Annotated in this window: 16 protein-coding genes; 1 reads left to right on the top strand and 15 read right to left on the bottom strand. The window is 38.1% G+C overall.

Annotated features, from left to right (window positions below; translation table 11 throughout):
- Nucleotides 1–284: 284 nt before the first annotated feature.
- Nucleotides 285–581: a DciA family protein gene (locus tag VLB74_RS02110; RefSeq protein ID WP_325201822.1), complete on the bottom strand. Its 297-nt coding sequence runs from the start codon at nucleotides 579–581 to the stop codon at nucleotides 285–287.
- Nucleotides 581–997: a lipocalin family protein gene (locus VLB74_RS02105; RefSeq protein WP_325201821.1), complete on the bottom strand. Its 417-nt coding sequence runs from the start codon at nucleotides 995–997 to the stop codon at nucleotides 581–583. The genes VLB74_RS02110 and VLB74_RS02105 overlap by 1 nt, the downstream gene beginning before the upstream one ends.
- A 103-nt stretch (nucleotides 998–1,100) precedes the next feature.
- Here VLB74_RS02105 and VLB74_RS02100 point away from each other — a divergent pair, with 103 nt between their 5' ends.
- On the top strand, nucleotides 1,101–2,204 hold the full coding sequence (locus VLB74_RS02100) for a serine hydrolase domain-containing protein (protein ID WP_325201820.1): 1,104 nt from the start codon (nucleotides 1,101–1,103) through the stop codon (nucleotides 2,202–2,204).
- 11 nt (nucleotides 2,205–2,215) lie between these two features.
- Here VLB74_RS02100 and VLB74_RS02095 read toward each other — a convergent pair whose 3' ends face one another.
- The 13 genes from VLB74_RS02095 to VLB74_RS13420 form a co-directional block, all read right to left on the bottom strand.
- Nucleotides 2,216–2,398 carry a hypothetical protein gene (locus VLB74_RS02095; RefSeq protein ID WP_325201819.1) on the bottom strand — a complete coding sequence of 61 codons (183 nt, stop codon included), beginning with the start codon at nucleotides 2,396–2,398 and terminating at the stop codon, nucleotides 2,216–2,218.
- An 8-nt stretch (nucleotides 2,399–2,406) separates the two neighbouring features.
- Nucleotides 2,407–3,360: a signal recognition particle-docking protein FtsY gene (gene ftsY / locus VLB74_RS02090; protein WP_325201818.1), complete on the bottom strand. Its 954-nt coding sequence runs from the start codon at nucleotides 3,358–3,360 to the stop codon at nucleotides 2,407–2,409.
- Between the two features lie 339 nt (nucleotides 3,361–3,699).
- A complete protein-coding gene (locus VLB74_RS02085; RefSeq protein WP_231841970.1) occupies nucleotides 3,700–3,852 on the bottom strand; it encodes a DUF4295 domain-containing protein in 153 nt (50 codons plus the stop codon).
- Between the two features lie 9 nt (nucleotides 3,853–3,861).
- The gene (rpmG, locus tag VLB74_RS02080) at nucleotides 3,862–4,044 is read right to left on the bottom strand and encodes a 50S ribosomal protein L33 (protein WP_026981158.1); all 183 of its coding nucleotides are present in this window, start codon (nucleotides 4,042–4,044) and stop codon (nucleotides 3,862–3,864) included.
- A gap of 26 nt (nucleotides 4,045–4,070) precedes the next feature.
- Nucleotides 4,071–4,307, bottom strand: coding sequence for a 50S ribosomal protein L28 (gene rpmB, locus VLB74_RS02075; protein ID WP_026981159.1), 237 nt, complete (start codon nucleotides 4,305–4,307; stop codon nucleotides 4,071–4,073).
- 79 nt (nucleotides 4,308–4,386) lie between these two features.
- A complete protein-coding gene (locus VLB74_RS02070) occupies nucleotides 4,387–5,634 on the bottom strand; it encodes a competence/damage-inducible protein A (RefSeq protein WP_325201817.1) in 1,248 nt (415 codons plus the stop codon).
- A 131-nt stretch (nucleotides 5,635–5,765) separates the two neighbouring features.
- Nucleotides 5,766–6,116, bottom strand: a complete 351-nt coding sequence (locus VLB74_RS02065) for a hypothetical protein (RefSeq protein WP_325201816.1) — start codon at nucleotides 6,114–6,116, stop codon at nucleotides 5,766–5,768.
- Nucleotides 6,117–6,128: 12 nt separating this feature from the next.
- Nucleotides 6,129–6,473, bottom strand: coding sequence for an Hpt domain-containing protein (locus tag VLB74_RS02060; protein WP_325201815.1), 345 nt, complete (start codon nucleotides 6,471–6,473; stop codon nucleotides 6,129–6,131).
- Nucleotides 6,474–6,478: 5 nt separating this feature from the next.
- A complete protein-coding gene (locus VLB74_RS02055; RefSeq protein ID WP_325201814.1) occupies nucleotides 6,479–7,090 on the bottom strand; it encodes a fumarylacetoacetate hydrolase family protein in 612 nt (203 codons plus the stop codon).
- Nucleotides 7,091–7,168: 78 nt separating this feature from the next.
- A complete protein-coding gene (locus VLB74_RS02050; RefSeq protein WP_325201813.1) occupies nucleotides 7,169–7,942 on the bottom strand; it encodes a 3'-5' exonuclease in 774 nt (257 codons plus the stop codon).
- 116 nt (nucleotides 7,943–8,058) lie between these two features.
- A complete protein-coding gene (locus VLB74_RS02045; RefSeq protein WP_325201812.1) occupies nucleotides 8,059–9,699 on the bottom strand; it encodes a DUF4832 domain-containing protein in 1,641 nt (546 codons plus the stop codon).
- A 45-nt stretch (nucleotides 9,700–9,744) separates the two neighbouring features.
- Complete coding sequence (locus tag VLB74_RS02040) at nucleotides 9,745–11,025, bottom strand: NHL repeat-containing protein (protein WP_325201811.1); 1,281 nt, start codon at nucleotides 11,023–11,025, stop codon at nucleotides 9,745–9,747.
- 488 nt (nucleotides 11,026–11,513) lie between these two features.
- Nucleotides 11,514–11,660 carry a T9SS type A sorting domain-containing protein gene (locus tag VLB74_RS13420; protein WP_414655580.1) on the bottom strand — a complete coding sequence of 49 codons (147 nt, stop codon included), beginning with the start codon at nucleotides 11,658–11,660 and terminating at the stop codon, nucleotides 11,514–11,516.
- Nucleotides 11,661–11,671 lie beyond the last annotated feature (11 nt).

Genomic DNA, 11,671 nt, shown 5'->3' with positions numbered 1-11,671 from the left:
CTTCATGAGTTGTCATTCCGCTCAAATCGCCATTTTTAGTAGTTATTGTTACCTTCTCCAGCGGAATGTTTTTCGAAGAAACGACTTCACCTTTTATCGTTCCGGTGTTTTGGGCATTAAGTGTTAAGGTGAAAAATAGGATCGCGAAAATAATTTGGACAGCGCTTTTCATTTCGTTAAGCTTATTTAGATTGATTTAATTTAAAGCAAAACTAAACAAGCCTATTATGTCAAAACATGATTTTTATCACCAAATAAAAGATAAAATTATCTTTTATTTCTGATTACCTGAAAACCAATTCGGTTACAATCTCTTTTCGAAGCTCTTCATTAATCATTTTGATGATTTTTTGCTTCCCATAGCTCAATTCTTCGCGCAATACGGCCGAAGACAATGCCACATAAAGTGTATTCCCCTTAAGCATTATTTCGGTAGTATAATTATTGACTGCATTTCCCATGAGATTTCGCCATGCGTCCCTGACATCTATTTTGTCCATACCAACCTGCAGTCTATTTTCCTGAATAAACTGTTTTAAAATATCCCCTATCGGACTTTCTTCATTAAAACGCTTTGCCATTATTTTACAGAAAAAGGTTTTGGTTTTTTATAATGGTATTCAATATCCTGATCGTTCTTTAAGACCAGTTTTTCCTCTGAAACAGAAACAATTGTTTCCTTCCATTTGGCATAGGGAGTAGAATAGTTAAATACAACATTTCCATCGTTCATCTCGACTTCGATTTTTTCAGACAAATCATTCATCAGGTAAGTTCCGTCTAATTGAGGCATCACTTTTTTTCTGAACCCTTTTTTGTCTTTTATCTGAAAAAAGTCGATCGTTTCATTGACCTTATATTCTTTCTTATTACCGTCAGGCAATTCCGCTTTTTCAATTTCCCAATAACCATTTATTTTGGCGAGGTCTTTTTCTGTTATATCCTGTTTACAGCCTACCAGCAGAAGTGCAATAATTGCAATAAAAATATTTCTCATCAGAATTCAGTTTCTGCAAAGTTAATTTTTAAAACCATTCGGAAAAGACATAACCGATTAAACTAATTACTATTTTTAAAGTCGTATCCAAAAATAAAAAATGATGAAAAAATTCCTTCTGCCAATATTTCTGTTACTCGTAACACTTTTTTTAAGTTGCAGTTCTGATTCGGAGAGTACCGAAAACACAACACCTACACCAGAAGCTATGTATTTCCCGCCTCTTACGGGAGATGAATGGGAAACAAAAAGTATCGCGGATTTAGGCTGGAACCAAAATGCTGTCACTCCACTGGAAACGTATCTGAATGAAAAAAACTCCAAAGGTTTCATTATTTTAGTGAATGGTAGAATTGTTCTGGAACGTTATTTTAACGGACATACCGCTACTACACCCTGGTATTGGGCAAGTGCCGGAAAAACATTGACAGCCACTGTAACCGGAATTGCACAACAAGAAAGTTTTTTAAACATCGATGATAAAGTTTCGGATTATATCGGAACAGGATGGACATCCATTCCTTTGGAAAAAGAAAATCTGATAACCAACCAACATTTACTGACCATGACTTCCGGATTGGATGATGCCTTTAACGACAGTAACGATCCTTCCCTGCACGACTGTGTGGACCCAAGTTGCTTATCTTATAAAGCAGATGCCGGAACACGCTGGGCTTATGATAACGTTTATGTAAAACTTCAGGATGTTGTGGCACAGGCAACGGGGCAGCCATGGGACAATTATTTCAACAGCAAACTGAAAAATCCAATTGGAATGACCGGTACCTGGATCCAATCGAACAACAATAGTATTTATTGGAGCACTACGAGAAGCATGGCGCGTTTTGGCTTACTTTCTCTTACTAAAGGCAATTGGAATGGCACACAAATTATCAATACCAACTTTTTCAATGAAGCTACCGGCACTTCGCAAAACATCAATCTTGCGTATGGCTATTTATGGTGGCTTAACGGAAAAACGACTTTCCACCTACCACAAACGCAGTTAACTTTCAATGGTTCGCTGATTTCTTCTGCACCAAGCGATATGTATTGTGCCTTGGGAAAAGACGATCAGAAAATATATGTCGTTCCGAGCAAAAAAATGGTTGTCATCCGAATGGGAAATGCTGCCGACAATCAAACCACGGCACTTTCGGATTTTGATGATGTATTATGGCAAAAAATAAAGGCGCTATATGAATAACGCCTTTATTATTATTTTTTACTGAAGAATTTCATCAGTCCGTACAAAACAGCGACGAATGCCAGCAATCGCATTCCCATGAAAATATTCGGTAATTTCTTTTCCAGAAAATATGACAATAGGATCAATGTAACTCCAATTACCAAAAAAGCCAGAGGGGATTTCGATTTTAAGAACTGGATAAATTTCTCCATAAGCTAAATTATTTAAAGAAAGAATCTACAAACTCGTATTTATTAAACACCTGTAAATCTTCAATTCCCTCACCTACTCCGATATATTTTACAGGAACCTGGAACTGATCAGAGATTCCGATAACTACTCCACCTTTTGCGGTTCCGTCTAATTTTGTAACTGCCAGACAGCTTACTTCTGTTGCCGCGGTAAATTGTTTTGCTTGTTCGAAAGCGTTTTGTCCGGTTGATCCGTCTAAAACCAATAAAACGTCGTGAGGGGCATCTTCTACCACTTTTTGCATAACACGTTTCACCTTGGTAAGTTCGTTCATTAAACCCACCTTATTATGCAAACGACCGGCTGTATCTATGATTACCACATCGGCGTTTTGTGCTACTGCCGACTGTAACGTATCAAAAGCAACGGAAGCCGGATCACTACCCATTTGCTGGCGAACGATAGGCACTCCTACTCTATCGGCCCAAATCTGCAACTGGTCTATAGCTGCGGCACGGAACGTATCAGCAGCACCAAGAACTACATTGTGTCCTGCTTTTTTGAATTGATAAGCTAATTTCCCAATGGTAGTTGTCTTTCCAACCCCATTCACACCAACTACCATAATAACATACGGTTTTTTATTGGCTGGGATTTCAAACTCGGAAGCTTCACCGGAATTGGTTTCCGACAAAAGCCCCGCAATTTCTTCACGAAGAATCACGTTCAGTTCATCCGTGCCTAAATACTTGTCTTTAGAAACACGGTCTTCGATGCGTTCTATGATTTTCAGCGTTGTATTTACTCCGACATCGGAAGCGACTAAAATTTCCTCAAGATTGTCCAGAACCTCATCATCTACTTTTGATTTCCCGGCAACCGCTTTGGTCAGTTTAGAGAAAAAAGAAGTTTTTGACTTTTCAAGGCCTTTATCTAAAGTTTCCTTTTTTTCGGATGAAAATATTTTTTTAAAAAAATTCATGTATTTAATTACGAATTATAAATTACGAATTACTAGTTCAATAGAAGCCTAAAAGCAATTCTTTAGCCCTGATGGGAGCGGCATCCTGGCATTGGGAGATTGCTTTGCAAGCTCGCAATGACAGATACAGCGGACAGCAGGAATTACGCTTAAAAAATGCCCAAGCGATTGGCTCCTAAATTTCAACAAATCGAAACAAAATTCCGATTATGCTTCAAAAATATAAATTTTTTATGAGGTTCTTTTCTTCCTTTAGCTAAATATTGAGAAAGAAAAACCATAAAAATAAAAAAGCCACTTCCGGATGAAAGCAGCTTTTCTATATATTGTATAACGGAATTATTTCTTTTTTAAGAACTCATCCACTTCTTCTGGAGTCATTACTGCCTCAACGAATGTATAAGCACCAGTTTTAGGTGATTTTACCATTTTGATAGCTTTAGTCAATCTCTTTGAAGCTGTCTGTAATGTTGCAACGGTTTTCTTTGCCATGACTTACTATTATTTAATTTCTTTATGAACAGTTACTCTTTTCAAGATTGGATTGAATTTTTTAATCTCTAATCTGTCCGGAGTATTCTTTTTGTTTTTAGTTGTGATGTAACGAGAAGTTCCTGGTACACCAGAAGCTTTGTGCTCAGTACATTCTAAAATAACCTGAATTCTATTACCTTTCTTTGCCATCGTGATATATATTTAAAGGTACTGGATTATTTAACTAATCCGTTAGCTTTAGCTTCTTTCAAAACCGCAGCAATACCATTTTTATTAATCGTTTTTAAAGCAGATGTAGATATTCTTAAAGTTACCCATCTGTCCTCTTCAGGAATGTAGAAACGTTTCTTAACTAAATTTACGCTAAACTTTCTTTTAGTTTTATTCATAGCATGAGAAACGTTGTTTCCAACCATTGCTCTCTTACCTGTAAGTTCACAAACTCTTGACATTGTACTTATCTTTATATTCGTTATTCAAAATCAGGGTGCAAAGAAACAAAAAAGAAACCTATTCCACAAACTATTTTCATTAGTTTTTTAAAATTTGTTGATAAATTTTCTCCAAAGCCTTGCTGACTGCCCTATCTATTACTTTCTCACGTGGTTGTCCGAAATTAAATTCTTCGCTCTCCACGCCTTTAGGAGTCGCCATTGCAACGATAACCGTACCCACTTCCGCATCGGCATCACCTTTGTTCGGACCGGCATTTCCGGTGGTAGCAATTGCATAGTCGGTTTTCATAATTTTCTGAATATTCAGCGCCATGGCTTCGGCCACTTCCTTACTAACCACTGAATAGTCATCTATCATTTTTTGAGAGATTTCGAGTACTTTTACTTTAGTTTCGGTAGCATAACTCACCACACTGCCTTTAAAATAATTGGAAGACCCCGAAACAGACGTTAATGTCGCGGCTATTTTCCCACCGGTACAACTTTCTGCCGTTGAAACCGTAAGCCCTTTTTCCGTAAATAATTTCCCTAGAACCACTTCGATGCTTTCACCGTCGTCATAACCAATGATTGCTTCCCCGATAATGGCATCCAGTTTCGCCACTTCATCAGCAATTGCCTTATGCAGCATCGCTTCGTCATTTCCGCGTGCAGAAAGACGCAAACGCACCTGACCCGCATGTGGCAGATAGGCTAATTTTATGAATTCCGGCAAATTATCCTCCCACACTTCAATTTTTTCAGCCAGGAGACTCTCGCCAATTCCGTAAGTACGAATGGTTTTATGGACGATATAAGGTCGTTTGAATTTTTCTACCAGCCTTGGAATCACCTCGTTTTCTATAAGATGTTTCATCTCAAACGGTACGCCAGGCAAGGAAATGAAAACAGTATTTTCTTTTTCCATCCACATCCCGGGAGCGGTACCCACCGGATTGAACAACACCGTACATTTCGAAGGTACCAGCGCTTGGTCTTTATTGATTTGGGTTATGGGACGTTTAAAATAATTTTCAATCAGATTGGTCACATGCACCAGAACCGCTTCATCGGTTACTAACTCGTCCTGAAAATAGTCACAGAATGTTTTTTTGGTAATATCGTCTTTGGTAGGACCCAATCCACCGGTTATAATAACAACATCCGATTGGTTTTGAAGTTTGGAAAACGTATTAAGAATATGCTGTTTGTCGTCGGTAATGGACAGCATTTCATATACTCCGATTCCGATTTTATCCAAGGCCTTGGCGATAAACCCAGAATTAGTATCGATGATTTGACCTATGAGTATTTCATCGCCTATAGTTACAATAGTTGCTTTCATTTTCTCTTGAGCAGGTAAGCAACAAATATACTACGCTTTACACACAATAGTATAAGGAAAAACACTCATTAACATTATATTGGGAATTGCCAATGATCTTAAAAATATGAAAGAAAATTTACCCGAAAGAATTAAGGATTTACAACAGCTTCCACTACTTTAAGCAACACAAGCAAAACGATAAAGACGCCAACCACTTTAAAATAAAGCCCCATAAAATTTTTCTGATCACTCAAATCAGCAAACTGAAAGGTTTCATAATTGGCAACAATCTGATTTTCCACAAGCAAATCATCAACGGCCGGTCTGTCTTTTTCGGATAAATAATAAGACACTAAAGAACATTGTGAAGGTTCTTCTTTTGAATTTAAATAAAAATCCAATCCTTTATTGTTCAATTCGTTCTCGAATGAAACAACGTCTTTGTATTGAACCGCTACTTTAAAATGTTTTCCTAATTTTACTCGAATGGTTTTAGGCATTTTCGCTGAAAGTTAAATATTGTACTCTTTTCTTACTTCTTTCAGGGCGTTTTCAATGTGTTCTTTTAAGCTTTTAAAGACTTCTTTAATTTCTTTTTTCTTGCCTTCGGATTTTGTCCACTCCATAATCTGAAGATTTTCTTCATAGGCGGCATCCATTCCCAATAAATCCAAGGTAGGTTTGATTTTATGGGAAGAGGCATATGTTTTTGCATAATCTTTTACTTCGATACCTTCTTTGATAGATTTTAATTCCACAGGTACTTCTTCAACAAAAAGATTAATAATCTGTTGCGCGAATTCGGTATCGTTATCCGAAATTTCGTAGACTTTTGATAAGTTATAATGTAATGGCATCTGCTTTACTTTACCTGTATTTTAAAAAGTTGTTCTCCTTCTATAAAACCTTCCAAAACGTCATCCGGTTGCACTTTCGCTACTCCGGCAGGTGTTCCCGTAAAAATAACATCTCCAGTTTTTAAGGTAAAATATTGCGAAACATAGGCAATCAACTCGTCTATTTTCCACAACATCTGACTGGTATTTCCACTTTGAACAACCTTACCGTTATTTGTTAATTCAAAGTTAATATTTTCGAGTGAACTGAAATTTTTTTTCGATAAAAAGTCACTTATTATCGCTGAATGGTCAAATGCCTTTGCCTTTTCCCACGGAAGTCCTTTGCTTTTTAAGTCGGCCTGTAAGTCGCGGGCGGTGAAATCGATACCCAATCCAATCTGATCATAGTATTTATGTGCGAATTTCGAATCGATATACTTCCCTACCTTATTAATTTTTACTAAAATCTCTACTTCGTGATGTACATCATTACTAAACTCGGGAATAACAAAAGGGGTTTGTTTTGGCAAAATGGCCGTATCCGGTTTCATAAAGATTACCGGTTCGCTCGGGCGTTCGTTTTTTAATTCGGAAATATGGTCGGCATAATTACGACCTATGCAGATTATTTTCATTGTTTTTAGCGATTAGTGATTAGTAAATAGTGATTAGTGAAGTTGAGAATAGACTAATTACTAACCACTCTTTACTAACTACTGTTTAGTATTCAACTTTCTTAATTTTATCCCTGTCAGCACTTTCTTGGTATATAACGGAAAATCGGCGTTTTGAATCCATCCGAAATACCCTGGTTCTTTTTCCAAAACCTCATCTACCAAAGCACCTTTATGTTTTCCAAACGTAAAAATCTCCTGCCCTTCAGCATTTAAAGCTATGAATCCCGCAAAATCAACCGATTTCTTTCTGGTTGTGAATTCCGACAAAGCTTTCATATCGTTTTCCAGTTCCGGATAACGTTCCAATTGGGCTTTCAGGATTTCATAGGTTGCCGTGGTGTCGGCTTCAGCGCTGTGAGCATTGTTCAGGGTTTCTCCGCAATAAAATTTGTAGGCCGCACTTAAGGTACGCTCTTCCATTTTGTGAAAGATTGTCTGCACATCTACCGAAACACGGTTTTTCATGTCAAAATCAACTTCAGCACGAAGTAATTCTTCTGCCAAAAGCGGAATATCAAAACGATCGGAATTGAAACCGGCCAAATCCGAATCCTTGATCATATTGTGAATTTGCGATGCAAGCTCTTTGAAAGTAGGCTCATCGGCAACCTTTTCATTGGTGATTCCATGAACAGCCGTGGCATGCGCCGGAATAGGAATTGTGGGATTTACCAGCCAGGTCTTACTTTCTTTATTTCCGTTGGGATATATTTTTACGATTGCAATTTCGACGATTCGATCTTTACCCACATCAATACCAGTGGTTTCCAAATCGAAGAAGCAAATCGGTCTGTTTAATTTGAGTTCCATTTTTACATTTTGAATAGGTACAAATGTAAATTTTAAAACCCAAATATTACTAATTTATTTCGGTAAAAAAAGAAAGGCGGTCTCTGTAAAGCCGCCTCTCCATCTGTTCAATTCCGTTATCGCTTTACAATAATGCATCGAACTTCTTTTTGACCTTCATTTTGAAATTGAATAAAATAAACACCAGCTTCAAAATCCTGCGTATCCATGACAAGCATGTTATAGGATACGGAAGAATAACGGATATTCATTTTTTGTCCGAGGGAATTAAACATCGAAACCTCAAACTGATCAATACCGTCCAATTCAATCATTAATTTATCATTAGCCGGCACCGGGTACAGTTTGATATTTGAAGCCACATTTCCGTAAGTTCCTAACGTCGATTCGACACCAATGGTATGCAACAAATTATTGTACCCTGTATTGCTTTCCCATATAGACTCGTTGGAAAGACGCAGTGAATATTCCGGTCGCAGTGCCAAATTCCCTTTTTTATCTGGAAGATACAGGTACATTTTATAATTCCCCGCAATCATATTTGATGGCAAAACTACCTGTTCGCTTATGGTCTGTTCGGTTTTATTCGACCAGTATCGGGGGTCCGTAATCAAAGGAATCCGATACTCCTGACTATTGGAGGTGTTTCTTAAAACCAAAAACACCGTTCTGGCATTAAACAATGTTGAAAAACCGGAATTTCTTACCTTAAGAACAACAGTCATTGTGGTACCTGCACGGGCCATCTGTGGAAAAGTACCGCTAATCAATTCGTACCGGTATCCCAAACGTTTTTGCATATCAGGATAGCATCCCTCGGCCTGAAAACCGCTGATAACCGAAGGATTGTACCCCATGTTCAGGTAAGTCCAGTGAAATTTCTCCATTTCCGCCATCGCCGTAGGACATTTCGACCTTGGTTCGTTTACGGCACAGGTTTCTCCTCCCATTGCCAAATATTTGGTTTCCTGATCCAGATAAGGATATTCTGTAGATGTATTTTCATACGTCCCATAATCAGAGGAACTGGCTAAAAAACAATCATTATGATGAGCAACTCTTGCCAAAGCTGTACCATTAAAGGCCTGATCTTGAGACAAAGGAGTACTTGTGTTATAGGTTCGTTGTTTTAATTTAGGGGTTCTTATCTGAACCATTCTTGTAGTAGGCAATGCAGACAGTATTGCGTCGACCACTTCTTTCCGATTGACATAATCTGCAGTAGAAGGCGGCATTCCAAAATGATTAGTATAGTACCATTCGCCCCATGTACCTATGAAGCCCGCCTGCACCGAACAAATGACATCCTCATTGGAAATCAACAGGTTTTTTACCTGGTTAATATGCTGCAAAATAATGGATTTGGGAGCATCTAAAACCCCGTTAGTATTGTCGGAATAAGCAAATCGGACGATGCATTTCAAGCCTGCATTTCTGATTTTAGTAAAATCGGACTGCATATTATTTAAATAGGAATCCGATATAGGTCCGTTGACAAAACTTTCCATATAAAAAACCCGTAATATCAAAGTGACATAATTACTCCTGTAACCATTTAATGTTGACTGGTCTAACCCCGTATAACTGGAGGAATGCACCTCGGTATGTTTGTAAAATCCTCTTTCCGGATTAGCAATAACCGCTGTAGACGGAGTATAATTTACCGTGGCTGTCTGGGCAATTCCCGCAAAAGGCAACAGCAGCAGAGTAAAAAGAACTCCTTTGAAATATCTCGTAAATATGTTTATATTTCTCATTTCTAAATTGTTTAATTGTACTTTTTAGCAGATTATCATTTGCCGTTACCTTCCTAATCCTGAATCATACCGCTGTATCACAAAATGAGGGTGATAGGACATGAGCCCTTCCCCGGACTCACCTCCAATTAAAATCTTCCCGTCCGGCTGCAGCAGAATACAATTAGCCTGACTGCTGGTTTCCGGACCATCAGTAGTTACCACAACACCGTTAGTTCCAAATGTGGTATCCAAACTGCCATTGCTCTGCAAACGGATCATAGCAACATCATATGCGCTGGTTGTTGCTACTGCACCTACAATCAATATTTTAGCATCGCTCTGAACTTGGATGAGCTGCTCATGTGAACTGAATAAAATTGGTGAACTGAAAATTCCTGATCCACCGAAAGAAACATCAATACTCCCATTTGGAAGAAGACGAATCACCTGAAAAGTAGCGGTATCTCCAGAAATAGAAGAAGACCAGCCACTAATTACTATTTTACCGTCCGATTGCACTTTTACCGAATTTGCTTCATCCATTTCGTCAATATCTATTACCACGACCCCGTTTGTTCCGAAAGACGTATCGATATTTCCATCATCAAAATACCGAACAATAGCAAAATCAGTGTAATAATCTCCGCCAGCATTTTTGACCGCTCCTGCCAGCACAATTTTCCCATCCGTTTGCAGCGTGATATCGTTCGCAAAATCTTTAGCGCCTATTGTAGTGACCACCTCTCCGTTGGTACCAAAACTGTTGTCTACACTCCCATCAGGATTGAATCGAAGTAATACAAAATCTCTGTCTGCAGTAGCAATCGAAAAGCCGGCTACAACGATTTTTTCATCAGGCTGTGCCACTAACGATTTTATGTTCAGAAAATTTCTTAAAACCAGCCCTGCCGTTCCGAAAGAGTTATCAAAGCTACCGTCGTTGTTAAAACGGGTCAAAACAAATTGCGAATCCTCATAATCATTATATGCGATCCCGCCTGTTACTATCTTCCCGCTTGATTGCAATAATGTGGTGTTCAATGAAATTTTAGCGATTGAAAAATCGCCTATTACCAACCCTGCAGTTCCGAATGTCGGATCGAGAGTTCCGTTGCTGTTGAATCTGGCTAACGCAAACTGGGAAAAAACACCATGATTAGATACGGTACCTCCGGCAATTATCTTCCCGTCCTGCTGCAAAACCATAGAATGAACGGCCGAATCGAATACATTAAACGCCGCCAAAGCCCTCCCGTTACCGTTAAAGGTGGCATCAAGAGTTCCGTCCTGTGCCAACATTGCTTCTGCTGTGAGAAACAGTAGTGAAAAAAACAAATATTTCATCTTTTTTACAATTTTATTTACCGATGCATTTTAGCTCTTTCAACGAGAACCAATACCACTCGGTAAAATGAATTAACCTCTTCAAATATTATTTCCATTCACAGATTCAAAAAAAAGAATTTAGACAGAAACATTTGCCTTAATACTGATACTCTCTAACACAGCATTGGTATTTAACAGCAATTTTCTCTAATTATTCTTTATGTATCTGAACCAAAACACACTTGAAAACCATTCATAACCAGTTAAAAACAGTCTCAATTACATCGCTTAGTTTCAAAAGAAAACACTTTGAATTTTGGGGAGATCATATTGTTGCGCTATACTTTAGCGCTGCCGTGGTGGGGCGGTTTAGTAAAAATAGAGTTGGACGACTCTAAAGAAGAGAGAATCCGCTAAAACGAATCGTTATTCAATTCGTTCTATCGGAATAGTAATCAAATTTCATCATTAAAAAAAAACAGAACTTCTAACCTTATTTTTGGTATTTATTTTTTCACCATCCTGAAATTTTTGGTTTCGTTCTCGCCTGAAACCGTTAAAAAGTAAATCCCGGCAGCTAATGTTCCCGGAAAATTTAGTTGTTGGGAATTAAATCCCGATTGAAAATTTTGACCTTTCAGAAGAGTAGTCACTTTTCTTCCGT

This window comes from Flavobacterium sp. (assembly GCF_035456225.1).
Taxonomy (GTDB): domain Bacteria; phylum Bacteroidota; class Bacteroidia; order Flavobacteriales; family Flavobacteriaceae; genus Flavobacterium.
The sequence above is the reverse complement of the archived record's forward strand: the minus strand, read 5'-3'. Positions and strand labels throughout refer to the sequence as shown.